A 24,937-nucleotide genomic window follows, 5' to 3' on the forward strand; every position below is an offset into this window, starting at 1 on the left:
AAATGTAACTATCAATCTTCCGTTTTTCCCGGATGCGGACAATGGACATTCTCGAACTCGAAAGCTTCCTGCCGTACCGGCTGTATCGCCTTGCCGATGCAGTCAGCCGCGAATTCTCTAAGGTTTACAAGGACCGCCATGGCCTGACCCGGCCCGAATGGCGCACGTTATCGGGATTGGGGCAGCGCGGCACCATGACCGCGACTGCGCTCGGCGAACAATCGGCCATGCACAAGACCAAGGTTTCGCGGGCGGTGGCCGAGTTGGAACGGCGGCGCTGGCTGGTGCGAACGGCTGACCAGAACGACCGCCGCGTCGAGCATCTGACGCTGACCAATGCCGGGCTTGCGGCCTATCGCGAGATGGTGCCGCTGGCGAAGGCGTTTGAAAGGGAGTTGCTGGCGAGGCTGAGTCCGGGGGAGCGAGCGGCAGCGACAAGCGGATTGGCTGCGCTGGAGGCCAGTCTGGCGTCGGACAGAAAATAGATGTTGGCGCGAGGCGCCCCCTCTGTACTGCCGGACATCCCCCCTCAAGTGGGGAGATTGGCAGCTTGGCCGCAGGGGCCATTCTTCAACGTTGAAGGTTAGCGAAGGCCGGGAGATGGCCGGCAGGCCAGAGGGGTGCTGTCCCTCCAGCGTTCAAAGGACGACTACCAATCCATCACCACCTTGCCCGAACTACCGCTGCGCATCGCATCGAAGCCCGTCTGGAAATCGTCGATGCCGATGCGATGCGTGATCAGGCCGGTCACATCGAGTGGGCCCTGTACCAGGGCGATCATCTTGTACCAGGTCTCGAACATCTCGCGGCCGTAGATGCCCTTCAAGTGCAGCATCTTGAAGATGACCTTGTTCCAGTCGATCTCGAAACCGGTCGGAGCAATGCCCAGAATGGCGATCTTGCCGCCATTGTTCATGGTGTCGATCATGTCGCGGAAGGCGGGCGCGGCGCCCGACATTTCGAGACCGACGTCAAACCCCTCGGTCATGCCGAGCGCCGGCATGACGTCGCGCAGCTTTTCCTGCGAGGCGTCGACGACATGCTGGACGCCGAGCTTTTTCGCCAGCGCCAGCCGCACCGGATTGATGTCGGTGATGACAACCTTGCGGGCGCCGACGCACTGCGCCACCAGAGCGCCCATGATGCCGATCGGTCCGGCGCCGGTGACCAGCACGTCCTCGCCGACCAGATCGAAGGACAGCGCCGTGTGAACGGCATTGCCCAGGGGATCGAAGATGGCGGCGATCTCATCGGGCACATCGTCGGGGATCGGCACGACATTGTGCTGCGGGATCGCCAGATATTCGCCGAAGGCGCCGGGACGGTTGACGCCGACGCCGAGCGTGTTGCGGCACAGATGTCCCCTGCCCGCACGGCAGTTGCGGCAATGGCCGCAGACGATGTGCCCCTCGCCCGACACGCGCTGGCCAACCTTGTATTCGGTGACCGCGGCACCAAAGTCGGCGACGGTGCCGACGAACTCATGGCCGGTGACCATCGGCACCGGCACCGTCTTTTGCGCCCACTGGTCCCAATTGTAGATATGCACGTCGGTGCCGCAAATCGCGGTCTTCTTGACCTTGATCAGCACGTCGTTGGGGCCGATCTCCGGCACCGGCACCTCTTCCATCCAGATGCCCGGCTCGGCCTTGGCCTTCACCAGCGCCTTCATCATGTTCGACATTCTTTTGTCCCTTGAATCTCTTGATCCGGAATCGCTTTTCGGCCCCGGCCGTTCAGGAAATCACGCCCAATTCCTTGCCGACCGCGCCGAACGCCTCCACCGCGCGGTCGATATCGGCGCTGGAATGCGCCGCCGACATCTGGGTGCGGATGCGCGCCTGGCCTTTCGGCACGACCGGGAATGAAAAGCCGATGACATAGATGCCGCGCTTTAGCATGCGTGCGGCCATCTCCTGCGCCAGCGTCGCATCACCGAGCATCACCGGTATGATCGGATGATCCGCACCCGCCAGCGTGAAGCCGAGCTTGCCCATCTGGGACCGGAACCGCGCCGCATTGGCATATAGGCGCTCGCGCAAGGCATCGCCATTGCGGATCAGTTCGAACACCTTGATCGAGGCGCCGGCGATCGCCGGCATCAGCGTGTTGGAGAAGAGATAGGGCCGCGAGCGCTGGCGGAGCCAGTCGACCACCTGCCTCTTGCCCGAAGTGTAGCCGCCGGAAGCGCCGCCGAGCGCCTTGCCGAGCGTGCCCGTAATGATGTCCACCCTGCCCTCGACGCCGCAATGCTCGGCCGAACCACGGCCTTGTCTGCCGACGAAGCCGACCGCGTGGCTGTCGTCGACCATCACCATCGCATCGTACTTCTCGGCGAGATCGCAGACACCCCCGAGATTGGCAATGATGCCGTCCATGGAAAACACGCCGTCGGTGGCGACCAGCCGGAAACGGCAATCCTTCGCTTCCTTCAATCGCGCCTCGAGATCGGCCATGTCGTTGTTGGCGTAACGGAAGCGTTTGGCCTTCGACAGCCGGACACCGTCGATGATCGAGGCGTGGTTCAGCGCATCCGAGATGATTGCGTCTTCCTCGCCAAGCAGCGTCTCGAAGAGACCGCCATTGGCATCGAAGCAGGAGCCGTAGAGGATGGTGTCCTCCAGGCCGAGGAAAGAGGAGATCGTCGCCTCGAGCTGCTTGTGCTCTTCCTGCGTGCCGCAGATGAAGCGCACCGAGGCCATGCCGTAGCCGTAGCGGTCGAGTGCCTGCGTGGCCGCGGCGCGCAGGTCCGCGCTGTCGGCAAGGCCGAGATAGTTGTTGGCGCAGAAATTCAACACCTTCTCGCCGCCGACCTCGATTTCAGCCGACTGCGTCGAGGAAATCACCCGCTCGGACTTGTAGAGGCCGGCGGATTTCAGCCCGGCAAGCTCGCTGTCGATATGGGAGAGAAATGCTGCGGTCATGATCGGGCCTCGTTTGACGTGGGCAGACTGTCGTCCCGCCCGCGCAAAAAATCCATCGCAAAAGCGACCGGATCAGGTGGCCGGGCAGCATCGCGGAGATGCCATGGATATTGCCGAAGTGACAGCCGGGAACTGCATCGACTGACGAATGCTCAAATGCAGGCCGGCGGCGAAAGAACCCGATAACCATTTCGTGATCTTCCCGCGCCTGCTCCTTGTAGGCCGGCGGTCGACTTCCAGTCCTGTTAACGTTTGCTGTTCAATAGTGCCCATACAGAAATCCGTTGGCGAGAGGCCGCCCCCGAACATGTCGCAGCAGCCGGTGCAAACCGTTTCAGGCAAGCTCATATTGCTGATCAAGGCCGGCTACTGGCTGGCGCTGCTGATCATTGCCGCCATGGTGGCGGCTTCCTTCGTCCTGCTGCAGCAGACCATGGCTACGCAGCAGCACAACAACACGCTGCTCGACATCGTCGGCACGCAGAAGACGTTGTCGCAGCGTATCGTCTTCCTTGCCAGCGCAACGGGCGCCGCTTCGCGGGACCAACAACCGGCGCTGGTCAGCGCGCTGAAGCAGGCAACGGCGGAGTTCGAGACGAACTACGATCTGCTGATCAAGCAGACAGGGGCGGATCCGCAATCACCGGCCAAGCTCGATCCGAAGTCGATCGAGAGCGTGCTTTTCGCCAAACCCTTCCATCTCGACTATTTCTCGGTTGGCCTGATAGCCAATGGCGACCGGCTGGTCTCGGCCTTTGAATCGCAACTCAACCAACTCGACAATGGCGGCTACAAAGGCGGCGCCGAACGCGTCAACCTCGATGCCTCGGTCGCCAATGCCACGCTGTCGGGCTATGCCGCGCTCGGCCAGCGCATCAGCGCGGATGCGGACGCGCGCTCCGAAAAGCTGCTCACCCTCCACCGCACGCTGTTCTACGCCACCCTCGGCGTCATCCTGCTGGTGGCGCTGTTCATCTTCAGGCCGATGTCCAACGCGATCCTGCGCAAGACCCGTGAACTGGTCGACGCGCGCAATTCGATGGCCTTCATCGCGGTGCATGACGGCCTGACCGGCCTGCACAACCGCACCTTCCTGACCGACCATTTCGAGACGCTGATCAAGGGCGCGCATCGCCGGCGCGAGCGCCTGGCCGTGGTCCAGCTCGACCTCGACCGCTTCAAGCAGATCAACGATACGCTCGGCCACGCCGCCGGAGACTATGTCCTGGTCGTGACCGCACAGCGCATGCGCGATTCCTGCCGGGCGTCGGATCTGTGCGCGCGGCTTGGTGGCGACGAATTCGTGATGATCCTCAACGGAGCCGGCAGCACCGAGGACATCAACATGCTGGCACGGCGCATCCTGGTGCACATCAATGAGCCCATCGTGTTCCAGGGCACTACCATCCTTCCCGGCGCCAGCGGTGGCATCGCCGTCTATCCGATCGACGCCGACAATGCGCAAGACCTGCTCGTCCATGCCGATCTGGCGCTTTACTCCGCCAAGAAGATGGGCGGCGGCAACTTCTCGTTCTTCTCCGAGGAACTGCGCCGCGAACTCGACTACCGCAAGCAGCTCGAACACGACATCAAGGTCGCCATTTCCGAAAAGGCGTTCCAGGCTTATTTCCAGCCGCAGGTCTCGCTGACCGACGGCACCATCAGCGGCATCGAAGCGCTGGTGCGATGGAACCACCCCGAGCGCGGCATGATCTCGCCAGGCGAGTTCATCCCGGTCGCCGAGAAATGCGGCTTCATGCCTGAGATCGGCCGCATCGTGATCAGCAAGGCGATCAACGAGGCCGCCGAATGGAACCGTGCCGGGATTGCCTTCGGGCGGCTTGCCGTCAATGTCTCGGGCACCGAGCTGCGCGAGCATGATTTCGATGCGTTTCTGTTCGGGACGCTTGAGAAGGCCGGGCTGCCGCCGCAGAAACTGTCATTGGAAATCGTCGAATCCGTCATTCTTGACGACGAGAAAACGGGCATCGCGGCCAAGTTACGCCATATCAGGGCGGCCGGCGTCCATCTGGAACTCGATGATTTCGGCACCGGCTATGCTTCGCTCAGCCACGTCAATCCCAACGAGATCGACCGGCTCAAGATCGACCGCCGCTTCGTCCAGAACATCCACGAGAATGGCGACAACTCCAAGATCGTGCGCGCCATCACGGAGCTTGCCCGGGGGCTGGGCATCTCCATCGTTGCCGAGGGCGCCGAGACCGAGGCGGAACTCGACTCGCTGATGGCGATCGGCTGCGACCAGGTACAGGGTTACTCGATCGCCTTCCCGATGCCGCATGACAAGGCACTGGAATGGCTGACCGCCCGCATGCCGAAGAGGGCCAAGCTGACGGTATTGCAGGGAAGCCTGGCGTAGGTAGTGCCCGGCCTGGCTCGGCGCTCCTAGCTCCCCACATTCTCCCGCAACGCCGCGAGCACCTGTGCAAACTCCGCCAGACGCTCGTCGGACAGTCCGGTGCGAAGCCGCTTGTCGAAGACAAACGCCGCTTGCCGCAACGTCTCGAACAGCGCTTCTCCCGCCTGCGTCAATTCGACCAGGTGAACCCGTCGGTTGACGGGATCGCGCCGCCGCGTCAGCAGGCCCTGCGCCTCCATCGCATTGAGATGATGGGTCAGCGTCGCGCCCTGGATGCCGATCATGCCGGCGAGTTCGCGCTGATTGGCAAGCTCGCTCGACTTGACCGACAGCAGCGTGAGCCAGACCGGCAATGTGCCACCCGCTTCAACCAAGGCGGCGTCGAAAGCCTGGGCGACAAGCTTGGCGGTGCGGCCGAGATTCATGCCGACGGGCGGGCGTTCAAACGGTGTCATGACCTGACAGTAGGACAAGCAGTGGGAAACGTGAAACTCGACTTCATGATTGACATCTAACCGTTAGATATCTAACTTTGTCTTATTGATGGCATCGCGACATGGTTGCGGCGCGCAGGCGGCGGGCGAATGAGAGGAATGCGATCATGCAATATGTTTATATCGTCGTTATCGGCCTGCACGTCATGGCCGGCGTCTTCTGGGCCGGCACGACCATAGCGGTTGCCCGCGATCCGGACATCCGGGCAGAGCGGTTCTTCCGGCCGCAAATGGGCGCGGCCGGTTTAGCTTTCCTGACCGGTTTGCTGCTCTGGTATTTCTTTCATGAGGGTGCGTTCGGCTCGATGGAGAAAGTGCTGGCGTTCGGCATTTTGACGGCGCTGATCGCCGCCGGCGTGCAAGGCGCGCTTGTGGGCTCCGCCAGCAGGCAACTCGCCGGCGCCGATCCAGCGACCCAAACGGTGCTGCGCGCGAAAATGACCAGGGGCGAGCGCATCGCCGGCGGGCTGCTGGTCATCACCGTGCTTTGCATGGCGACCGCCAAGATGTTTTAGAATCGCACGGCCGGTGAAAGCCGATCATGCGCGGCGCGCAACGGACCAGAGCGGCAGGTGGCTCTCCTTGCAAAGGCCGTTGCGCGCCACCTGATCGTGATCAAATCCTGATCCCGAACCGTATGCCGTCATAGATAGCGGCGTGGATGTTGCGCGAGGCGACCGCATCGCCGATGCGGAACAGGACGAAGCCACCTTCCGAATTGCGCGATGGGAAGATATCGCCGCCGCTCACCAGCCGCTCATAGTCGATCGCACCACCGTTCTTCGACAGCGGTTTCAGCGAAAGATACAGATCGTCGAGCGGCAGCGTGCCGTGCTCGACCACCACCTGGTCGACCCTGCGCTCCCCGCGCCAACCATCGGCAAAGTCCGAAGCGAGTTCCGCGATCAGTTGATTGCCCTCGCGCCGCACCGAGCGCAGGCGCGTGTTGATGGTGACGGTGACGCCCTTTTCCTGGAAGGCGCGCATGTACGGCACGTGGTTCATGCCGCCCATTTCGGGAGCGAAGAAACGCTCCGGCGAAACCAGTTCCAGTCTTGCGCCACTGTTGGCGATCAACTCGGCCGCGCCCATGCCCTGATGGCCGCCATTGTCGTCATAGAGCAGCACGTTTTCGGCCGGCTTGACGCTGCCGGCCATGATGTCCCAGCTCGACGTGACCAGATTGTCGCCGGAGGCCAGCGGCGGGTTCTGCGGCAGGCCGCCGGTGGCGACGACCACCACGTCAGGCGCCAGCGCCAGGACGTCGTCCTTCTCGGCCCAAGTGTCGTAGCGGATCTCGACGCCGAGCCGGTCGAGTTCGGTCAGTCGCCAGTCGATGATGCCGATCAACTCCTTGCGGCGCGGGTTCTGCGTCGCCAGACGCACCTGGCCACCCGCTTGTGATGATGCTTCCAGGATCGTCACCTGATGGCCGCGCTCGGCCGCGACTCGCGCCGCCTCCAGTCCGCCGGCGCCGGCGCCGACGACCACGACTTTCCGCTTAGGCCCTTCCGTCTTGACGATGACGTGCGGAATATCGGCCTCGCGGCCGGTTGCCGCGTTGTGAACGCACAGCGCCTCGCCGCCCTCGTAAATGCGGTCGAGACAATAGGTTGCGCCGACACATGGGCGGATCTCGTGCTCGCGGCCTTCCATCACCTTCTTGATGATGTGCGGATCGGCGATGTGGGCGCGGGTCATGCCGACCATGTCGAGCTTGCCGGTGGCGATCGCATGGCGCGCGGTGGCGACGTCGGAAATGCGCGCAGCGTGGAAGGTCGGGAATTTTGTCGCCGCCCTCACCTCGCCGGCGAAATCGAGATGCGGCGAAGACCGCATGCCGGTCACCGGTATGACCTTGGTGAGCGCCGCATCGGTCTCGATCGAACCGCGGATGATGTTTAGGAAATCGACCTTGCCGGAGCCGGCCAGCCGCTTGGCGATCTCGACGCCCTCCTCCTTCGACAGGCCTTTGTCGAAATCCTCGTCGGCGACCATGCGGATGCCGACGACGAATTTCTCGCCGACCGCCGCCCGCACCGCATCGAGCACCATATTGGTAAAGCGCAGGCGATTGTCGAGCGAACCGCCATACTCGTCCTCGCGATGATTGGTGGCAGGCGACCAGAAGCCGTCCATCAGATGGCCGTAGGATTCGAACTCGATGCCATCGAGCCCGGCCGCCTGGCAGCGCTGCGCGGCCGACGCATAGTCGGCGACAATGCGCTCGATGTCCCATTCCTCTATGGTCTTGGGGAAAGCACGATGCGCCGGCTCGCGCACCGGCGAGGCTGACAGCACCGGCAGCCAGTCGGCCTTGTTCCAGCCGGTGCGGCGGCCGAGATGGGTGATCTGGATCATCACCTTGCAGTCATGCTCGTGGCAGGCGTCAGCGAGTTCGGCCAGCCACGGCACGATGCGGTCGTCATAGACATGCAAATTGCCGAAGGCGGCCGGGCTGTCGCGCGAGACGATGGCCGAACCGGCGGTCATGGTCAGCGCCATGCCGCCCTTGGCTTTTTCGGCATGATAGAGCCGATAGCGTTCCTTCGGCATGCCGTCTTCCGAGTAAGCCGGCTCGTGGCTGGTCGACATCACCCGATTCTTCAGTGTCAAATGCTTGAGCTGGTAGGGTTGAAGGAGCGGGTCGTTGCTGGTCATCGTCTTCCTGCCGTTTTAATTTGTGCTAATGAGCGGCAATCCAAGGAAAACCGCTTATGATCGATACTAAAAATCTCACCCAGCTCGGCACGCACGTCGAGACGCCACAGAGCCCCGAAGCTGCGGTCCTGGAAACCGTGCCGTTTTCGCGCGGCGACGGACCGCCGGCAATCGTGCGCTTTACCTGCCCGGAATTCACCTCGCTCTGTCCGGTGACCGGACAGCCGGATTTCGCCCATATCGTCATTGATTACGCACCCGATGCGGCTCTGGTGGAATCGAAGTCGCTCAAGCTGTTCATGACCTCGTTTCGCAACCATGGCGCTTTCCATGAAGACTGCACGGTGATGATCGGCCGTCGCATCGTGGCCGCGACCAAGCCGCTCTGGCTGCGCATAGGCGGCTATTGGTATCCGCGCGGCGGCATTCCGATCGACGTGTTCTGGCAAACCGGAGCTCCGCCGGAAGGCGCCTGGCTGCCGGATACCGGCGTTGCGCCCTATCGCGGACGCGGCTAGTTCGGCGATCATTCGCACTGATACTGGCTGAGCGCCCATTCGCCGGTCACCGACAGAAGGTCCGATATCTTCCATTCGCCGCCGACCTTCTTGAACTTCCATTCGAGGCGGTGCGGGTTGCCGGCGACGACGAAGGCGACGATCACCTTGGCCTGGTCGCCGTTGATCGCTTCGAGCGTCTTCAGGCTCTTGTCGATCTCGGCCTTGTCGTAGTCCGCATTGTCGAGCGCCATGTTGGGATCGAGACACTCGCCCTGCCCGGATTTGCGCAAGGCATCACTCTTGTCGAGCACGGTTTTGGCCGGGTCTGTGAAATGGCTGCGCTGAGCCGGATCGACCTCCAGGCCGACCTGATCGTAGAACGGCCGCACCACCGCTGTCGGCGAACCCGGCAGGATGGGGGTCGCAGGTCCGCTGGGCGGCAAGGCGGCCGGTGGCGTTGGCGGCTCCGCGGCTCCGCCAGGCGCGGTTGCCGGCGGCGTCCCGCTCTCATCAGGCGCAGCTCCGGCCGGAGCATTTGCCGGCGGCGCGCCCAACAGGCCCTGAGCGGCTGCGCCGTTCAAGCCCGCCGCCAGCAGGCACATGGCCGAAAATAGCAGGAACGCGCGGCCGGCCATCGCATCACTCCAGATCTTGGCCCGCAATGCATTCGAGCTGGCTCAGCGTCCAGTCGCTGGTCTTCGATGCGATGTCCGATATCTTCCACTTGCCGTCGACCTTCTTCAGCGACCAGTGCATTTCGCGTTGCGAATCGTCTCCTTCCGGAAACAGACTGAAGCTCGCCACCACTTGCGCCGTATCGCCATCCACCGTCTCGGACAGTTTCAAGGTCTTGGAGATGGTCTTCTGGTCGAAATCCTGCGCGTCCAGCCCGGGGTCGAAGTCGATACAGGCGACCTGATCCGGGTTCTTCTTGGTCGCCTGGTCGTTGAGGTCGAACAGTTTCGTCACCGGCTCGGTGAAGCGATCGCGATATTGCGCATCTGCCTCGAACTTGACCTGCGGAACGTAGAAGAACCTCACGGCGTCGGACGCCGGACCGGCCAGGGCGGCGGCTGGTGCGGCAATCGACAGGATGGCAGCGAGCAGCAGTTTCATGGATTTCCCCGAATGTTTGGCTGCGGAAAGCAATCAATACCACGCATCGTGCATATCGGCTTTTTTGCGGCTCATGAAGCCTTCGGGTGGCTCGTCTACTTGCATAGATCACATCCAACGATCCTTAGTCTCCGAAAGTGGCAATCGGCACGTTGAGTTGGGAGCGTTCAGGCTTGACGCCGAGCCCCGGGACTTGCGGGACGCGTATATGCCCGTTCTCGATCACGATCGGGTTTACGGGATCCGTGTGCCCTTCGATATATTCCTGCGCGATCCAGGCTCCCTCAAAACGTCTCGGCTCGACGGTGGCGGCGAGGTGCACGCAAGCGGCGGCGATGACGTCTCCGCCCCAGGCGTCGTCGCAGCTGTGCGGAAGAGATCGTATCGCACACAGGTCGCGGACCGTCGCCATCTTGGTGAGGCCGCCAAGGCGGGTGACCTTCAATGCGAATCCGTCCGCGATACCTGACGAAACGGCCCGCAACACGGCATTCAAATCCTCGGTATTTTCATCGAGATAGATCGGATGGGTAACGCGTCCCTTGAGACCCGCGACTTCCTCCATGGTGTTGCAAGGCTGTTCGAACACGAATGGGATTGCCTGGCAAAGCCGATCGATGTGCAGCGCCGCGGCAGCGGTCAGGCCGCGATTGGCGTCGACGGCTATCCGGGCCTTGAAGCCAACCGCCTCCCATACTTTGTGCACAGTGGCGACGTCCTGTTCGAGATCTCGCCCGCCGATCTTGATCTGAAGCCGTGGATATCCGGCATTGACCTTGTCGGCGGCAATACGCGCGGTCTCGTCGGGAGCACCGACGATCGTCGAGTAGTATGACGGCACGCGATCGGTGAGCGCACCGCCGAGAAGTGTTGATACAGGGACGCCCAGTCGCTGGCCGGCGAGGTCGAGGAGAGCTATGTCCAAGGCTGCCTTGGCATAGTTGTGACCGTTGAGCCGCTCGTCCGTTTTTTTGGCAAGGCGGCGCATGGACGCCGTGTCCTCGCCGACGAGTCCAGGCGCTATTTCAGCAATTGCCGCTCGCGCGCCAAGAGCATGCTGGGGCTGATAAACAGGGCCGATCGGGCAAGTCTCGCCCCAGCCTGACAGTCCATCCTCGGTGGTCACTTCAACCAGCGTGCTGTCCAAGTTCTGCACGGTATCGCTGGCCATCCGGTAGGCACCGCCTTTGACAGGCAAAAGCACCTGATAGACTTTGATTGACTGGATACGCATTCAGACATTAGCCCCGTTCATGCCTTGCCTGGTCCGGCGCCTTTCGCGATCGTCAAAGTCCAAGCGCCACCTTGCGCCCGTCATGAATGGCAAATGCCGCCTGTCTGGAGGCGGTACAATCGCCGATGGAAGTATGCGCAATTCCGCGCCTTTCGAGTTCGATGGACAGGCTGTCCTGCGCCATGCTGGTGGCGGCGAAGACCAAAGCGTCGGCTTCGGCCTCTTGCTCGGTCCCGTCGAGCAGCGAAGCGATCCTGGCCGTCTTGCCATCCCAATGCACGATGGCGCTTTCGGTCACAAACCGAACGTTCAGCTTGGCGAGTGCCCGACGCAGCGGCGCGTCGACGGCCATTCGCTGAAGCTCTTTGCCAACCAGGGCGTCCGGTGTCACAAGCGTCACATTGTGACCGTCCTCGGCGAGTTTCCAGGCGGTGCCGCACCCTTTCCAATTGCCGCCATCGTCCAGCAAGAGAATATTTTTCCCCGGCCGCGCCTCACGGGCCATCACCGCTTCGGCCGAGAGCACCGGCCCGCCGCCTGGAATGCTTTCCCAGTGCGGCAAGGCCCGCTGGAAAGCGCCGTCCGGCGGCATCGAGCCGGTGGCGACGATGACATGATCCGCGCCTTCGCGCTCGACATCGTCGGCTTCGACATACTGCCCGTAGCGGATGTCGACCTGAAGCTGGCCGAGCTGGCGCTCGTACCAGTCGATCAGGTCCAGAATCTGGGCGCGACGCGGCTGCAATCCGGCAAGACGGAACTGCCCGCCGAGGCGGTCGGATGCCTCGGCCAGTGTGACGCGGTGACCGCGCTCGGCAGCTGCGCGCGCCGCTTCCAGACCGGCTGGGCCACCGCCGACGACCAGCACGCGCTTCGGCTGGCCGGCCGGAGCGAAGCGATCTCCGCCCCACTCCCATTCGCGGCCCGCGGAGGGATTGATGACGCAGCTGATCCAGTAGTCGCGGCTGCGCCGGCCCCAGCACATCTGGTTGCAGGACAGGCAGCCGCGAATGTCCTGCGGCCGTCCGGCGGCGGCCTTTGCGGCCAGATGCGGATCGGCAATCTGCCCGCGCACGATGGAAACGAGATCGGCGCGGCCTTCGCTCAACACGCTCTCGGCGTTCTCGGGTGTGCGGATATGGCTCTCGGCGGTGATCAACGCGTGACGCACGGTGGATTTGAGCACGGACGCCAGGTCGGCACCGAGCTTCTCCGGGTAAACAAAGGTCGGCATGATCTTGTAGAAATCGAAGTAGGAACCCGTTCCGCAAGTCACATAGTCCATCAAGGTATCGCGGTCGTGGAGGTCGATTATCTCGGCCAGCGCTTCGCGCTTCAGTGCCACCTCGACCTCGGGCTCATCGTTGACCGCAAGACCGATGATGAAATCATCCCCGCATTCCCGGCGAATCCTGGTCGTCACCTCACGGCTCATCCGGGTGCGGTTTTCGAGGCTGCCGCCCCATCGGTCGTCCCGGCGGTTCGACCAGGGGGTCCAGAACTGGTCCAGCATCGAATGGTACGCCGCCCAGACCTCGACGCCGTCGAAGCCGGCCTCGCGGCAACGGCGCGCCGCCTGGACAAAGCCGTCGATCGTTTCTTCAATCTGGGCTTCGGACATCCGATGCGAACCGTCGGAGTCGTGGTAGCTCGGCAGGCCGGAAGGCGACCAACCGGCATGGAATGAGTTGTCCGCGTCCGCGTGCTGACCAACATGGTAGAGCTGCTGGATGGCGACGGCGCCGTTGCCGCGGATTGCGTCAGTTACTTTGCGAAAATACGGTACCACGCTGTCGTCACAGGGGCGAAAATTACCGCGTGTCAGCACCGCAGCCTGATGCACAGGCATCGGCTCAACCACGATCATGCCAGCTCCGCCGATCGCGCGTTCGGCGTAATAGCCGACATGGCGTTCGGTTGGCAGCCCACCCTCGGCCATGTTCGCGGTATGGGCTCCAAACACGATCCTGTTGCGCAATGTCTTGCCACGCAACATTGCCGGCTCGAACAGACGCTTGAAGACCCGCTCAGACATACGCCCTCTCTCCCTTAACGCGCGACCGGCACCTAGAGAGGTGCCGGCGCATTTTTTTGCCAAGTCCTGGGGAGTTACGCGTCGAGCCAGACGTTCTGGAGATCTATTTCGTAGGTCTGGTGCATGCCGTAGTTCTTCACCTTCTTGCTCATGTGGCAGTAGAGCTTCTGCCAGAATGGCTGGATGATGACGCCGGAGTCCTGCAGGATCTGCTCGACATCCTTCATGACCTCCTTGCGCTTGGCGACATCACTCAGGGCCAGCGCTTGCTTGAGCTTGGCATCGAATTCCGGATTGGAATAGGCCGTCTCATTCCAGGCCTCGCCCGTGCGGTAGCCGAGCGCCAGCACCTGCACGCCGAGCGGGCGCATGTACCAGATCGTCATGGAATAGGGATATTTCGTCCAGTCGTTCCAGAAGGTCGAGCCAGGCAGAACGGTACGCTTCACCTTAATACCGGCTTCACGCAACTGGCCGGCGATCGCGTCGCCGGTGTTCTTCTGCCATTCGTCCTCGACGGTGATCAGTTCATGCTCGAAGTTGGCCTGTCCAGCGTCGGCCATCAGCTTCTTGGCGCCCGCCATGTCCCGCGTCTTCTTGGGCAGGGGATAGTATTCCGGATGGATCGGGCTGACATGGTGGTTTTCGCCGACCGTGCCGCGGCCATTATAGCCCAGTTGCAGGACGGCGTTGTTGTCGACAGCCATTTGCAGCGCGTTACGGACCCGCTGATCGTCGTAGGGCTTGTGCGTGATGTTGGTGCGGGCCACCAGCGTGGTCGCCGTCGCGACTTCCGATTTCACGAGGTTCATCTTGTCGAGGATGTCGATGAAATCGGCCGGCGTCTCGAAATCGACGTCGATCTCGCCTGAGTCGAAGGCGCTCACCGTGGCGTTGAAATCGGTGCCGTAGTCGATGAATTCGGCACCGTCGAGCGGCGCCTCGCCACCCCACCACTTGCCGTTCTCGCGGCGCTTGACGACCGCCTTTGTCCCGACAGCGTAGGACACCAGTTCGAAAGCTCCGGTACCGACCGGCTTCTTGATCGGGTCGGCGCCGTCCTTGTCGAAGTCGCGATGCACGACGAGCGCCGGATAGTCGGTGAAATTGGGGATGATCGAGATGTCGGGTTCGGAAAGTTTCAGCTTCACTGTGTGGTCGTCGACCTTGGTAATGGCGCCGTCCTTCGCCTTACCGGTCTTGGCGTCGATCAGCCCGCCGACGCGTGCCGCCATGGAATTGCCGGAGGCGCCCTTCTCGCACCAGCGGTTCAGATTGACGATCACATCGTCGGCGTTGAAGGCATCGCCATTGTTCCAGGTGACGCCCTTGCGCAGGTGCAGCGTATATTCGGTGGCGTCGTCGTTGATGTCCCAGCTTTCCAGCAGCACCGGCTCGAAAGTGAACTGGCGGGTATAGCGAACGAGCGGCTCCAGCCAAGTGCGAGTGACGTTCGCCATCTCCGTCCAGTCATAGGTGCGCGGATCCTTCTGCGCCTTGACCGACATCGCGACATGCAGCGTTCCGCCCTTCTTCGGCTCATCGGCAAGAGCCTTTGTCGGAACCGCGAGCCCGATCATGCCATAGGCAACAGCCGTTGAAGCGCCGAAGGCGCTCGCCAGCGCCAGGAACTCGCGCCGGTCCATGCGGCCAGCGCGGGCCTCTTCGGCCATCGCCTCGATGGCGGCCGGGACGCGATCGCCGTTGCTTCTAAAAATCGCCATTTTCTTTCTCCCATTGGTTCCGTCGGGTCTTCGCCCGTTTTCTTTCAACTAACGCTATCCGGCAGTTTTTCCTCGCGCCGCGCGATCAACTCCTTGAGACCGTCGGCAATGCCCTCGTCGAGTTTCGGCTCCTCATAATCCGCGAGCATGTTGCGCGCCTTCTCGCGGCCGCGCGTGTCGTGGTCCTTCGCCCCTTCCGCCTTCCATTGTTCGTAGGAGTTGAAGTCCATGATACTCGGCATGAAGAAAGCCTTCTCGAAATGCTCGAGCGTGTGCTGGGTGCCGAGGAAATGGCCCTGCGGGCCGACCTCGCGGATCGCCGCCATCGCGTCCTTGAAATCGTCGAAAGGCAACCCGCCCGCGTATTTGTACCAGCCGACGAGCTGTTCGCAGTCGGTGGCGAATTTCGAGTAGCCGCAGGTGAGACCCGCTTCCAGCCATCCGGCCGAATGCCAGATGTAGTTGGCGCCAGCGAGGATGGCGGCATGCATCAGCATGTTCGCCTCATAGCCGGCCTGGGCATCGTTGAGCTTCGAACCGACGTGGAAGCCTGACGTGCGCCACGGCAGTTTGTATTTCCGCGCCAGCGCGCCCATCAGATACATCATCTGGGCGGCCTCCGGCGTGCCACCCATGGGCGCGCCGGTCTTCATGTCGACCGTGACCATGAACTGACCGTAGATCTGGGGTGAACCAGGACGAATGAGCTGGGTGAAGGCCACACCGGCAAGCGCCTCGGCATTGACCTGCGCCACCGCGCCGACGGCCGACGCCGAGGTCGAGGCGCCGCAGAGAGCGAAGGGCGCCAGGATCAGCGGCTGGTTGTGGCGCGCATACACCCTCATGGCGTCCAGCATGGTCGCGTCCCAGACCAGCGGCGAATTGCAGTTGGTGATTGCCACCAGCACCGGATTGTCGCGGACGAACTCCTCGCCGAACACGATTGCAGCCATCGCCATCGTGTCTTCCGCCCGCTCCTTGGACGTCACGATGCCCATGAACGGTTTGTCGGAATATTTCAGCGCCGAATGGATGATGTGCAGGTGCCGCTTGGGCACTGCAATTTCCATCGGCTCGCAGATGATCGAACTCGACGAGTGCAGCGCCGGGGCCATGTAGGCGAGCTTGTGGAAATTGTTGAGGTCGGCAAGCGTGCCGTAGCGCCTGTTGTTGTCGAGGTCGCGCACATAGGGCGCGCCATACATCGGCACGAAGATCGAGTTCTTGCCGCCGACCCGTACCGTGCGCTCGGGATTGCGTGCGTTGAGCGTGAACTCGGCGGGAACCTTTGAGACGAGTTCCATCAGCAGCGCGCGATCGATGCGCACCCGCGTTTCCCTGACATCGGCACCGGCGGCCTTCCACAAGGCGATGGCCTCGTCGTCGCGGAACTCGCAGCCAACCTCTTCCAGGATCGACAGCGACTCTTCGTGGATCAACTCCACCGCCTCGTCGGGAACCATCTGGTACACCGGGATCTGACGAACCAGGGTTGGGAACGACGCGATCGGTGCCCCACGAAGCGCCTTGCGCCCGAGACGGCCACCGCCACGGCGATGGGTTTGCTCGGTCAATTCAGCGGCCGGTGCGTTCATGGAGCCTCCATCCCTTCGATCCCGGTCAGCTTAGCGAGGCGAAATACGGCTGTGACGTTGGAAAATCCTGATCTCTTGTATAAGCTGTGCTTATGCGAAACCTGCGCCATCTCTTGCCCTCCGCCGGCAGCCTGATCGTCTTCGAGGCGGCGGGCCGGTTGTCGAGTTTCACCGCCGCCGGGCGCGAGCTCGGCATGACCCAGGCTGCCGTTTCCTATGCGGTGCGGGGCCTGGAGGAGCAGCTCGGCGCCCAGCTGTTCCAGCGCCGCCACCGCCAGGTCAGCCTGACCGAGGCCGGCGAGCGCTTCCATGCCGACGTCTCGCTCGGTCTTTCCCACATCCGCAAGTCGGCGGAGGACCTACGCCTGCAGGCGACCGGCGGCCATGTGACGCTCGCCGCCTCGACGGCCTTCGGTTCGTTCTGGATGATGCCGCGCCTGCAGCGGTTCCGCGACGAACTGCCGGGCATCGATCTTCGCATCCAGACCGGCGACCGCGATCTCGACATTATCGCCGAAGGCATTCCGCTGGCCGTGCGCGGAGGCGTGCCACGCGACTGGCCGGACTACCACTCGCTATCACTCTCCGATGAAGAGATTTTCCCGGTCGCGGGTCCCAGCTATCTGACGAAATTCGGCCGACCTGAAACCGTGGAGCAACTGGCGACACACCGCCTCATTCATCTGGAGGAGCCCTATCGCGAGGCCCCGAACTGGGACGAATGGTTCCAGTCGGCCGGCGCCAGCCTCCGCAATGCGGAGCGTGGCTTGCGCATCAATGACTATGCGATCGTGATCCAGGCGGTCATGGAAGGGCAAGGCATTGCGCTCGGCTGGCGCCACCTTGTCGAGCGACTGCTGTCGACCGGGCTGCTGGTGCCGGTAACGGACCACGTGATGAAGACGGGCACCGCATTCTACGTCATCTGGCCGAAGAACCGCGAGCTCTCTGACAATGCCCGCAAGGTGCGCGACTGGCTGGCCGCGCAGGCTTGAGGATATCAGAGTGGCAATGCCGGATCGCGCGTGATGTAATATGGATCAGACCGAGCCATCATTCTTGAGGCCGAGCACATCGATCTTGTCGATAGTGGGCGGGCCGGCAAACAGCGTTGCGGCATTGGCCATCAGCGCCTTTGCGATTTCGCCGGTGAGATGCGCCTGGCGCCCGGCCTCATCGTGGAAAGCGTCGAACACACCAAAGACGCTTGGAGAAAGCTGCAGGGCGAACCAGATCGGCGTCCCCGCTTCCTGGTTGGCGAGTTGCAGACCGGTCTGCAGGAAAGCGGCGACATCGTTCTCCTTGCCGGGCTTGGCCTCGAAGCGTGCGAACAGGGCAAGCTTGATCATTGTCTCATCTCCTTCGTTGCGCGGCCAGATCGGCCATCGAGGATGAGAATCGCAGCATCGATGGGAAAACCGTATTGGCAGAAACGACTTCTTTGATATCATTCTTGCCATGAACATTTCCGTGCTTGTTCTTGACGGCGCTTTCGATACCGGGCTCGCCACGGTGCTCGATGTGTTCGGCACCGCCAATGAGCTCGCCGCCATGCTTCCTGCTGCGCCCAGCCGCTTCGTCACAACCATGGTCGGGGTCTCGGACAGCGTGCACACCGCACAGGGATTAGAGGTGCCTGTAACGCCGATCGGCAACGAACCGGCGCCCGACTGGCTGCTGATCCCTGCTCTCGGCCAGAAGATGCCGGAGCCGCTCGGAGCGGCGCTGCAACGCGATGATGTGGCGGCAGGGGTCGGCGCGCTCCTTGCCTTGGCCGAGGCCGGCACGCGCATCGGCGCCGCCTGCATCGGCACCTTCGTACTCGCCGAATCCGGCCTGCTCGACCGGCGGCCGTCGACGACCACATGGTGGCTGGCGCCGATGTTCAGGCAGCGCTATCCGCGGGTGCGGCTCGACGCCTCGCGCATGCTGGTCAATGACGGGCAGTTCGTCACCGCGGGTGCGGCGCTTGGCCATATCGACCTCGCCTTGCTGGTGATCCGGCAGGCGAGCCCGGAGCTTGCGGCGCTGACCGCGAAATATCTGATCGTCGACAGCCGGCCGCTGCAATCGGCCTATGCGATCCCGGACCACCTCGCCCATTCGAACCCACTGGTCGAGCGCTTCGAACGCTGGGCGCGCGGGAGGCTTGCCGAGGGCTTCAATCTCGATGAGGCGGCGGCGGCACTCGGCGCCAGCAAGCGCACGCTGGCGAGGCGCGTCAACGATGTGCTCGGCAAGACGCCGCTCTCCTATTTCCAGGATCTGCGCGTAGAGCAGGCGGTGCATCTGTTGAAGACAACGTCGGACAGCGTCGAGGAGATTGCCGCCAAGGTCGGCTATGGCGACGGGGTGACGCTGCGCAATCTGCTGCGACGGCGGCTACGCAAGGGCGTGCGCGAGATCCGCGCCGCCGGCTGATCCACAACCACCATCATTCTGCCTCTCCCCGACGAGATGCGAATCCGCCTATAGTACCTGCATGCCCATCCGCCAGCTATCCGAAACGATGATCAATCAGATCGCCGCCGGCGAAGTCATCGAGCGTCCGGCGAGCGTGGTCAAGGAACTGGTCGAGAACGCGCTCGACGCCGGTGCAAGCAAGGTAGAGGTCGTCACATCGGGCGGCGGGCTGAACCTGATCCGCGTCACCGATGACGGTTCTGGTATTCCAGAGAAAGAGCTTTCTCTGGCGATAGCGCGCCACTGCACCTCCAAGCTTGCCGAAGATATTCACGATATCCGCTCACTCGGCTTTCGCGGCGAGGCGTTGCCGTCGATCGGCTCGGTGTCGCGGCTGTCGATCCGCTCGCGCACGGCTTCGGGCGACAGCGCCGCCGAGATCGGCATCGAGGGCGGCCGCGTCCTGCCGGTCCGGCCGGCGGCGGCCAATCGCGGCACCACGGTCGAGGTGCGCGACCTGTTCTTTGCCACGCCGGCACGGCTGAAATTCATGAAAGGCGAACGCGCCGAAAGCTCGGCCATCAGCGACATCGTCAAGCGCATCGCCATCGCCTTCCCCACAGTGCGTTTCACGCTGGCCGGGTCCGACCGCACGACCCTGGAACTGCCGGCGACCGAGGACAGCGCGGACGGCAGCCTGCGCCGTGTCGCGCAGGTAATGGGCGCCGACTTTCCCGACAATTCCATTGCCATCGACGCGATGCGCGAAGGCGTGCAACTGACCGGCCATGTGTCGATCCCGTCCTTCACCCGCGCCAACGCGCTGCAGCAATATGCCTATGTCAACGGCAGGCCGGTGCGCGACAAGCTGATTGCCGGGGCCATCCGCGGGGCCTTCGCCGATGTCCTGCCGCGCGACCGCCATGCGGTGACAGTGCTGTTCCTGACGCTCGACCCGGCCACCGTCGACGTCAACGTCCATCCGGCCAAGGCCGATGTCCGCTTCCGCGATCCGGGCCTCGTGCGCGGGCTGATCGTCGGCGCGATCCGGCAGGCGTTAGCCGATGCCGGCATCCGTTCAGCCACCACGGGTGCCGCCGGTATGATGGCTGCGTTCCGGCCGGGCGCCGCATCCTATGATCACGGCGGCCCGACAAATGGCCATCGCAGCTACGAAGCGGCTTTCCGTGCGTCCGGCTCGGCCGGCTTCGACCCTTCGCGCTCGCCGCAGCGGCCACTCGACATGCAATTCGCAGGCGCCGGCTTTGAACGCGGCACCGCAAGAACCGGCGGCTTCGGTGAACCCGACCAGGCGGCATTCGATGCCGGCCCGCTCGCCAGCGCCGATGCGCGCGCCGGGCAGAATGAGGCAACCGAGACGCTGCTCGGCGCGGTGCTGGGGGCTGCGCGAGCGCAGGTGCACGAGAACTACATCGTCGCCCAGACCAGGGATTCGCTCGTCATCGTCGATCAGCACGCGGCGCATGAGCGGCTGGTTTACGAGGCGCTGAAGAACGCCCTGCATTCGCGGCCGGTCCCCTCCCAGATGCTGCTTTTGCCCGAGATCATCGACCTGCCGGAAGAGGACGCCGAGCGGCTCGCCATGCATTCCGAAACGCTCGCCCGCTTCGGCCTCGGCATCGAGCGTTTCGGCCCGGGCGCCGTCGCCGTGCGCGAGACGCCGTCGATGCTGGGCGAAACCAATGTCGGTCAACTGGTGCGCGACCTCGCCGACGAGATCGCCGACAACGACACAGTCGAGACGCTGAAAGAACGGCTGGACAAGATCGCGGCGACCATGGCCTGCCACGGCTCGGTGCGTTCCGGCCGGCTGCTCAAGGCCGAGGAGATGAACGCGCTGCTGCGCCAGATGGAGGCGACGCCAGGTTCCGGCACCTGCAATCATGGTCGCCCGACCTATATCGAGCTCAAGCTGGCCGACATCGAGCGGCTGTTCGGGCGGAGGTGAACCGGCTCCCAACGAGCCAGTGCAAGGCGCTTTGATTTACCGCCTCAAATTCACCACGATGACGCCGCCGAGCGCCAGCGCGCCGCCGAGGATGCCGAGCAACGTCGGCACTTCGCCCAGCCAGAAGAAGCCGATCAGCGCCGACATCGGCGAGACCAGGTACAGAAAGTTCGAGGCACGCGCCGCCGGCAGGCGCGACAACGCGGTCGCCCAGGCCGCATAGGCGATCAGGCTCGGCACGATGCCGAGATAGATGACGGCGCCGAGGCCGGCGGCGTTGGCGACAGTCGCTTGCTGGAGAGCGGCGGGCAGGAAGGGCGCCAGGCAGAGCGCGCCGAGCACCATGTTGGACGCCGCGATGGTCAGCGGATGGTGGCGGGCAAACAGTGGCTTCTGGACGATGGTGTTGACGGCCGAGCAGAGCGCCGAGCCAAGCACCAGCAGCGCGCCGGCATTGAAATGCAGGCCATGCCCGTCGGCGACGGCTATGATGCCGATGCCGGCGAAGGAAATGACGGTGCCGATCCAGGCCAGGCCGGAGAAACGCTCGCCAAGCAGCGCCATCGCCATGATGGCGGTGAAGATGGGGCTGACATTGATGATGAAGCCGGCTGCTCCGGCCGAGACGGTCAGCTCGCCGAAATTGAGCATCGCCGTATAGAGCGCGACGAAAATGGCGCCGCCGAAGGCGAAGCGCCACCAATCGCCGATCCTAGGCAGCGCCGGACGCTTGACGGCAAGGTAGATCGCCGCCGGCACGGCGGCGATGGCAAAGCGCAGGGCGCCAAGCTCCAATGGCTGGAAAGCGGCGAGCCCGGCCCGGATCGCCGGGAAAGCGGAGGCCCAGCCGATCACCGTCAGCGCCACGGCGATGGCGGCCGTGGTGTCCATTCGCTGTGTCGAATTCAACGTGCCTGTCGTCGCGCTCATCTCATTGCCTCGGATTCTTCAGTCTCGGCAGCAGAAAGCGCCTTTCCAGGTCGATTGACAAACGACCAAATCGAGGGTCACCTGTGAGCATGGATCACAGCTCGAACAGCCTGCTGCCGCTGGAGACCTTGCGCGCTTTCGACGCGGCGGCGCGCACGGGAAGCTTTTCGGCCGCCGCTGAAAGGCTCAACCTTACCCATGGCGCCGTCAGCCGGCAGATCGCCAAGCTCGAGGACTGGCTTGGCCTCAAGGTTTTCGAACGCGGCGCGCGCGGCGTGACGCTAACCAACGAAGGCAATCGCCTGCATCTCAGGACCACCGAAGCCTTCGCCCTGATCTCGGTCGATTCGGACCGCTGGGTGGAGCCGCGCGGCACCGCAGTGGTGCGCCTGGCCTCCATTCCCTCGGTGAGCGGCCTGTGGCTGATGCCGCGCATGGCAATGCTGGAAAACGACCCTACCCGCCTGCGCATCGTGCTCGACGTCGACAACCGTCAGGCCGATCTCGCCGATGAAGGCATCGATCTGTCAGTCCGCTGCGGTCGCGGCCGCATCCCGGGCCGTGTCTCGGTGCAACTGTTCGAGGAACATCTCTTCCCTATCGCCTCGCCGGGCCTCGCGCGAGAGATCGGTAGCGGCGATCCGGCCCGGCTGCTCAAATTCCCGCTGATCAACGATTCCGACGCTTCAGGCTGGCGCGCCTGGTTGGCAGCGCAGGACATGGACTACCGGCCGCGCCCGCAAGACCGCCGCTTCGAGGACTACAATCTGGTGCTCGATGCCGCAGCCCATGGCCTCGGCATCGCACTGGCGCGGCCGCCGCTCACCGAGCACCAGATACAATCGGGGCGCCTCGTCGCCGTCGACGATCGCACCGCGCTCAATCCGGTGTCCTACTGGCTCGACCGGCCGGTCGGCCGGCCGCGCGCCGCCGCGGCCGATCTCGCCCGGCGCATCGCGACACAGGCTGGGCTGGCCGCAGAAAAGGTCGACCAGTTCATCGAAGCCGAGAGTTAGGTTCTTGATCTTTGGGCAATTCCGGACGGAAAACCGCTGGGTACTTTTCCTGGAATTGCTTAGCTGAACATCCGCAAGGCCAAACCGAATGCCGCGGCCCCGAGCAGGCCGGCGGTTGCCGAGACGAAGGCAACCTTCAGCAACAGGCGCTCGGAATTCTGCTCCGGCATGCCGTTTGGCCGGGAAGTGGTCTGCCCTCGCTTGGCCGGGATATTCTGGTTGGATGCCTGGCGCCAGGCCGGAGCCATTGGCGTCACAGCCGCCGGCCCTGCCGCCGCCGGGCCGCCGGCCTGGTCGCCGTTCTCGGCTTTTACCAGAGGTACCGTCAAACCTTTTTGCGCCTCGACGTCCTGCGCGGACCGCCTTGCCACGGCAGCGGCCGTGGGGGTCGCATCGGCGCCATCGGCGGGTTCTGCCTGAGCCAGATAAGCCTCGACAATCCCGGCCGAAGCGATCTGCTGCACTTTGGCGGCCATCGCCGTTGAAGGCAGGGCCAACAGTACCGGCGCCGTCTGTTGTGCCAGCAGAGACGGCGCCGGCGGCTGGACCAACGCCTTGACCAGAGCCGCCTTGGCCGGATCGGCTTTCGCCGACGGCACAGCCTGCGGTGTCATCGTTTCCACCAGCAAAGACGCCAGCCGTGCAGAAGAAATATCCATGCCACCCTCAAAACTGCCGTTTCCGATTGTTCGATAGCAGCTCTGCATTGCGCCAAGCTTGACCTTCCGTGCGATTTATGGCGATGACATCTTCATGAAGCTCGGCACCACCGCATGATGAACCGTTTCGAAGGCCCCGGCGGCAAGGAAGCCCGCATCCGCTACCTCGATGGCGATTTCCAGGTCACCAGCCCCGGCTCGTTCGTGCGCTGCGCGGTGACTGGCGAAAGCATCCCCCTGGACGAGCTGAAGTACTGGAGCGTCGCCCGGCAGGAGCCTTACGCCAACGCCACCGCATCGCTGCGCCGCGAAATCGAGGTCCATCCGGAGTTGAGAAGCCGGCGATAAGGTTCGCTGCGCGAAAGCCCTCGCGCGTCGCGCTCCTTCGCCCTCTCTGTCCTCCCGGACATCTCCCCACTTGGGGTGAAATTGGATGTGATTGCGGCTTTCGCCAATCGCCATCGTTGCTAACCAGCCGATACGACCTGCCGGTTGACAAGGCGGAGACCCGATTCCGGATCATGCGTCGGCAGATAGATTGTCGGACGGCTTTGCGCAAAGGTCTTGATGGCATCAAGCGTGGCTTTTGCGATACCGTCACCGGCGCTCACCCCGTCGACCGTTCCTGAAAGCATGAGCGCCTGATTGTAGGAAGTGTCGCCGGCGAGGAAAATCGCGGTGTCGCCATCCTGAACAACGACAGACATATGGTTTGGTGTGTGTCCAGGCGTTGCTACCGCAACAATGTCGCCCGCCATTGTTAGCCGCTGGCTGCGCTTGAACGAGCCAAATTGTTCCAGTGGCAGTTCGACCGGCGTTGGGTCGAACCAAGTGGGCCAACGATGGGGAAGGTATCCCCGCACCCGCCCGAGCAATCCGCGAGCCTGCGCGAGTTCACCGGCTGGGACAATGATTTCGCTATTGGGGAAGTGCGCAAGGCCCCCGTCATGATCCATATGAAGATGAGTGAGCACGACTTTTTTTATGTCGCGCGGACCGATCCCCAAGGCCCGGAGCTGCGGCCCAATCTCGTGCTCGCGCTCGATTTGGAAGCCGACTTCCCATCTCACATAGGGATTGAGCTCACGCGAATGCTCCAACAGATGTGTCCCTTGGCCGCTGTCGACGACAATGACGCCTTCAGGATGCTCGATCGCCCATGCGAATGTCGGCACCCAGTCGGTCCAATTCGGATCGAGGAATATATCAATGAGGCCGTGGCCTCGGCCTTTGACCTGGGCGGTTTTGATTTTGACTGTCCCTGTCTGGATAGCATGGATGCGCATCTGGGTTTCTC

General features: G+C 63.2%; 23 protein-coding genes. 9 read left to right on the forward strand and 14 right to left on the reverse strand.

Annotated elements, in window-relative coordinates; genetic code table 11:
• Nucleotides 1-41 precede the first annotated feature (41 nt).
• A complete protein-coding gene (locus C7I87_RS26690) occupies nucleotides 42-485 on the forward strand; it encodes a MarR family winged helix-turn-helix transcriptional regulator (protein WP_149907029.1) in 444 nt (147 codons plus the stop codon).
• Between the two features lie 164 nt (nucleotides 486-649).
• On the opposite strand, the gene tdh is transcribed toward C7I87_RS26690, so the two are convergent.
• Both tdh and C7I87_RS26700 read right to left on the reverse strand, forming a co-directional pair.
• Nucleotides 650-1,684, reverse strand: a complete 1,035-nt coding sequence (gene tdh / locus C7I87_RS26695; protein WP_149907030.1) for an L-threonine 3-dehydrogenase — start codon at nucleotides 1,682-1,684, stop codon at nucleotides 650-652.
• Nucleotides 1,685-1,736: 52 nt separating this feature from the next.
• Nucleotides 1,737-2,924, reverse strand: a complete 1,188-nt coding sequence (locus C7I87_RS26700) for a glycine C-acetyltransferase (RefSeq protein WP_149907031.1) — start codon at nucleotides 2,922-2,924, stop codon at nucleotides 1,737-1,739.
• A 307-nt stretch (nucleotides 2,925-3,231) separates the two neighbouring features.
• Here C7I87_RS26700 and C7I87_RS26705 point away from each other — a divergent pair, with 307 nt between their 5' ends.
• Nucleotides 3,232-5,304 carry a putative bifunctional diguanylate cyclase/phosphodiesterase gene (locus C7I87_RS26705; protein ID WP_149907032.1) on the forward strand — a complete coding sequence of 691 codons (2,073 nt, stop codon included), beginning with the start codon at nucleotides 3,232-3,234 and terminating at the stop codon, nucleotides 5,302-5,304.
• A gap of 26 nt (nucleotides 5,305-5,330) precedes the next feature.
• Here the strand turns inward: C7I87_RS26705 and C7I87_RS26710 are convergent, their stop codons facing one another.
• Nucleotides 5,331-5,759, reverse strand: a complete 429-nt coding sequence (locus C7I87_RS26710; protein ID WP_149907033.1) for a MarR family winged helix-turn-helix transcriptional regulator — start codon at nucleotides 5,757-5,759, stop codon at nucleotides 5,331-5,333.
• 146 nt (nucleotides 5,760-5,905) lie between these two features.
• Between C7I87_RS26710 and C7I87_RS26715 the strand changes: the two genes are divergently transcribed.
• Entirely contained in the window at nucleotides 5,906-6,313 is a 408-nt protein-coding gene (locus tag C7I87_RS26715; protein WP_149907034.1) for a hypothetical protein, read from the forward strand.
• Between the two features lie 100 nt (nucleotides 6,314-6,413).
• Here C7I87_RS26715 and C7I87_RS26720 read toward each other — a convergent pair whose 3' ends face one another.
• Nucleotides 6,414-8,459 (reverse strand): oxidoreductase, encoded by a 2,046-nt coding sequence (locus tag C7I87_RS26720; protein ID WP_149907035.1) that lies wholly within the window; start codon nucleotides 8,457-8,459, stop codon nucleotides 6,414-6,416.
• A gap of 56 nt (nucleotides 8,460-8,515) precedes the next feature.
• Here C7I87_RS26720 and queF point away from each other — a divergent pair, with 56 nt between their 5' ends.
• On the forward strand, nucleotides 8,516-8,977 hold the full coding sequence (gene queF, locus C7I87_RS26725) for a preQ(1) synthase (protein ID WP_140717669.1): 462 nt from the start codon (nucleotides 8,516-8,518) through the stop codon (nucleotides 8,975-8,977).
• Between the two features lie 8 nt (nucleotides 8,978-8,985).
• Here queF and C7I87_RS26730 read toward each other — a convergent pair whose 3' ends face one another.
• The 6 genes from C7I87_RS26730 to C7I87_RS26755 all read right to left on the reverse strand — a co-directional run bounded on the left by C7I87_RS26730 (nucleotide 8,986) and on the right by C7I87_RS26755 (nucleotide 16,663).
• Nucleotides 8,986-9,594, reverse strand: coding sequence for a hypothetical protein (locus tag C7I87_RS26730; protein ID WP_149907036.1), 609 nt, complete (start codon nucleotides 9,592-9,594; stop codon nucleotides 8,986-8,988).
• A 4-nt stretch (nucleotides 9,595-9,598) separates the two neighbouring features.
• Nucleotides 9,599-10,075: a DUF3828 domain-containing protein gene (locus C7I87_RS26735; protein ID WP_149907037.1), complete on the reverse strand. Its 477-nt coding sequence runs from the start codon at nucleotides 10,073-10,075 to the stop codon at nucleotides 9,599-9,601.
• Nucleotides 10,076-10,199: 124 nt separating this feature from the next.
• Nucleotides 10,200-11,309: a mandelate racemase/muconate lactonizing enzyme family protein gene (locus C7I87_RS26740; RefSeq protein ID WP_149907038.1), complete on the reverse strand. Its 1,110-nt coding sequence runs from the start codon at nucleotides 11,307-11,309 to the stop codon at nucleotides 10,200-10,202.
• Nucleotides 11,310-11,361: 52 nt separating this feature from the next.
• Nucleotides 11,362-13,344 (reverse strand): oxidoreductase, encoded by a 1,983-nt coding sequence (locus C7I87_RS26745; RefSeq protein ID WP_149907039.1) that lies wholly within the window; start codon nucleotides 13,342-13,344, stop codon nucleotides 11,362-11,364.
• 74 nt (nucleotides 13,345-13,418) lie between these two features.
• Nucleotides 13,419-15,068 carry an ABC transporter substrate-binding protein gene (locus C7I87_RS26750; protein ID WP_149907040.1) on the reverse strand — a complete coding sequence of 550 codons (1,650 nt, stop codon included), beginning with the start codon at nucleotides 15,066-15,068 and terminating at the stop codon, nucleotides 13,419-13,421.
• A 44-nt stretch (nucleotides 15,069-15,112) separates the two neighbouring features.
• Nucleotides 15,113-16,663 (reverse strand): trimethylamine methyltransferase family protein, encoded by a 1,551-nt coding sequence (locus C7I87_RS26755; protein WP_149907041.1) that lies wholly within the window; start codon nucleotides 16,661-16,663, stop codon nucleotides 15,113-15,115.
• Between the two features lie 92 nt (nucleotides 16,664-16,755).
• Between C7I87_RS26755 and C7I87_RS26760 the strand changes: the two genes are divergently transcribed.
• Complete coding sequence (locus C7I87_RS26760) at nucleotides 16,756-17,658, forward strand: LysR substrate-binding domain-containing protein (RefSeq protein WP_149907042.1); 903 nt, start codon at nucleotides 16,756-16,758, stop codon at nucleotides 17,656-17,658.
• Nucleotides 17,659-17,703: 45 nt separating this feature from the next.
• Here C7I87_RS26760 and C7I87_RS26765 read toward each other — a convergent pair whose 3' ends face one another.
• Entirely contained in the window at nucleotides 17,704-18,012 is a 309-nt protein-coding gene (locus C7I87_RS26765) for a putative quinol monooxygenase (protein WP_149907043.1), read from the reverse strand.
• Nucleotides 18,013-18,133: 121 nt separating this feature from the next.
• Here C7I87_RS26765 and C7I87_RS26770 point away from each other — a divergent pair, with 121 nt between their 5' ends.
• Together C7I87_RS26770 and mutL are read left to right on the forward strand one after the other, a co-directional pair.
• Nucleotides 18,134-19,084 carry a GlxA family transcriptional regulator gene (locus C7I87_RS26770; RefSeq protein WP_306440518.1) on the forward strand — a complete coding sequence of 317 codons (951 nt, stop codon included), beginning with the start codon at nucleotides 18,134-18,136 and terminating at the stop codon, nucleotides 19,082-19,084.
• A gap of 61 nt (nucleotides 19,085-19,145) precedes the next feature.
• Entirely contained in the window at nucleotides 19,146-21,035 is a 1,890-nt protein-coding gene (gene mutL, locus C7I87_RS26775; RefSeq protein WP_149907045.1) for a DNA mismatch repair endonuclease MutL, read from the forward strand.
• Between the two features lie 36 nt (nucleotides 21,036-21,071).
• Here the strand turns inward: mutL and C7I87_RS26780 are convergent, their stop codons facing one another.
• Nucleotides 21,072-21,965: a DMT family transporter gene (locus C7I87_RS26780; protein ID WP_149907046.1), complete on the reverse strand. Its 894-nt coding sequence runs from the start codon at nucleotides 21,963-21,965 to the stop codon at nucleotides 21,072-21,074.
• A gap of 89 nt (nucleotides 21,966-22,054) precedes the next feature.
• Between C7I87_RS26780 and C7I87_RS26785 the strand changes: the two genes are divergently transcribed.
• The gene (locus C7I87_RS26785; protein WP_149907047.1) at nucleotides 22,055-22,981 is read left to right on the forward strand and encodes a LysR substrate-binding domain-containing protein; all 927 of its coding nucleotides are present in this window, start codon (nucleotides 22,055-22,057) and stop codon (nucleotides 22,979-22,981) included.
• Nucleotides 22,982-23,040: 59 nt separating this feature from the next.
• Here C7I87_RS26785 and C7I87_RS26790 read toward each other — a convergent pair whose 3' ends face one another.
• On the reverse strand, nucleotides 23,041-23,640 hold the full coding sequence (locus C7I87_RS26790) for a hypothetical protein (RefSeq protein WP_149907048.1): 600 nt from the start codon (nucleotides 23,638-23,640) through the stop codon (nucleotides 23,041-23,043).
• 114 nt (nucleotides 23,641-23,754) lie between these two features.
• On the opposite strand from C7I87_RS26790, the gene C7I87_RS26795 reads away from it, so the two are divergent.
• A complete protein-coding gene (locus C7I87_RS26795) occupies nucleotides 23,755-23,988 on the forward strand; it encodes a DUF2093 domain-containing protein (protein WP_149907049.1) in 234 nt (77 codons plus the stop codon).
• Between the two features lie 119 nt (nucleotides 23,989-24,107).
• Here C7I87_RS26795 and C7I87_RS26800 read toward each other — a convergent pair whose 3' ends face one another.
• Nucleotides 24,108-24,926, reverse strand: a complete 819-nt coding sequence (locus C7I87_RS26800) for an N-acyl homoserine lactonase family protein (protein WP_149907050.1) — start codon at nucleotides 24,924-24,926, stop codon at nucleotides 24,108-24,110.
• Nucleotides 24,927-24,937: the final 11 nt, after the last annotated feature.

This window comes from Mesorhizobium sp. SARCC-RB16n (assembly GCF_008520305.1).
Taxonomy (GTDB): Bacteria; Pseudomonadota; Alphaproteobacteria; order Rhizobiales; family Rhizobiaceae; genus Mesorhizobium.

Excerpts from the sequence above, each read along its gene's own strand:
- C7I87_RS26735 (WP_149907037.1), bottom strand. The coding sequence starts at position 10,075 with ATGAAACTGCTGCTCGCTGCCATCCTGTCGATTGCCGCACCAGCCGCC.
- C7I87_RS26755 (WP_149907041.1), bottom strand. The coding sequence starts at position 16,663 with ATGAACGCACCGGCCGCTGAATTGACCGAGCAAACCCATCGCCGTGGC.
- C7I87_RS26730 (WP_149907036.1), bottom strand. The coding sequence starts at position 9,594 with ATGGCCGGCCGCGCGTTCCTGCTATTTTCGGCCATGTGCCTGCTGGCG.
- C7I87_RS26795 (WP_149907049.1), top strand. The coding sequence starts at position 23,755 with ATGATGAACCGTTTCGAAGGCCCCGGCGGCAAGGAAGCCCGCATCCGC.
- tdh (WP_149907030.1), bottom strand. The coding sequence starts at position 1,684 with ATGTCGAACATGATGAAGGCGCTGGTGAAGGCCAAGGCCGAGCCGGGC.
- C7I87_RS26720 (WP_149907035.1), bottom strand. The coding sequence starts at position 8,459 with ATGACCAGCAACGACCCGCTCCTTCAACCCTACCAGCTCAAGCATTTG.
- mutL (WP_149907045.1), top strand. The coding sequence starts at position 19,146 with ATGCCCATCCGCCAGCTATCCGAAACGATGATCAATCAGATCGCCGCC.
- C7I87_RS26780 (WP_149907046.1), bottom strand. The coding sequence starts at position 21,965 with ATGAGCGCGACGACAGGCACGTTGAATTCGACACAGCGAATGGACACC.
- C7I87_RS26745 (WP_149907039.1), bottom strand. The coding sequence starts at position 13,344 with ATGTCTGAGCGGGTCTTCAAGCGTCTGTTCGAGCCGGCAATGTTGCGT.
- C7I87_RS26690 (WP_149907029.1), top strand. The coding sequence starts at position 42 with ATGGACATTCTCGAACTCGAAAGCTTCCTGCCGTACCGGCTGTATCGC.
- C7I87_RS26790 (WP_149907048.1), bottom strand. The coding sequence starts at position 23,640 with ATGGATATTTCTTCTGCACGGCTGGCGTCTTTGCTGGTGGAAACGATG.
- C7I87_RS26785 (WP_149907047.1), top strand. The coding sequence starts at position 22,055 with ATGGATCACAGCTCGAACAGCCTGCTGCCGCTGGAGACCTTGCGCGCT.
- C7I87_RS26750 (WP_149907040.1), bottom strand. The coding sequence starts at position 15,068 with ATGGCGATTTTTAGAAGCAACGGCGATCGCGTCCCGGCCGCCATCGAG.
- C7I87_RS26705 (WP_149907032.1), top strand. The coding sequence starts at position 3,232 with ATGTCGCAGCAGCCGGTGCAAACCGTTTCAGGCAAGCTCATATTGCTG.
- C7I87_RS26710 (WP_149907033.1), bottom strand. The coding sequence starts at position 5,759 with ATGACACCGTTTGAACGCCCGCCCGTCGGCATGAATCTCGGCCGCACC.
- C7I87_RS26715 (WP_149907034.1), top strand. The coding sequence starts at position 5,906 with ATGCAATATGTTTATATCGTCGTTATCGGCCTGCACGTCATGGCCGGC.
- C7I87_RS26740 (WP_149907038.1), bottom strand. The coding sequence starts at position 11,309 with ATGCGTATCCAGTCAATCAAAGTCTATCAGGTGCTTTTGCCTGTCAAA.
- C7I87_RS26760 (WP_149907042.1), top strand. The coding sequence starts at position 16,756 with ATGCGAAACCTGCGCCATCTCTTGCCCTCCGCCGGCAGCCTGATCGTC.
- C7I87_RS26800 (WP_149907050.1), bottom strand. The coding sequence starts at position 24,926 with ATGCGCATCCATGCTATCCAGACAGGGACAGTCAAAATCAAAACCGCC.
- C7I87_RS26765 (WP_149907043.1), bottom strand. The coding sequence starts at position 18,012 with ATGATCAAGCTTGCCCTGTTCGCACGCTTCGAGGCCAAGCCCGGCAAG.
- queF (WP_140717669.1), top strand. The coding sequence starts at position 8,516 with ATGATCGATACTAAAAATCTCACCCAGCTCGGCACGCACGTCGAGACG.
- C7I87_RS26700 (WP_149907031.1), bottom strand. The coding sequence starts at position 2,924 with ATGACCGCAGCATTTCTCTCCCATATCGACAGCGAGCTTGCCGGGCTG.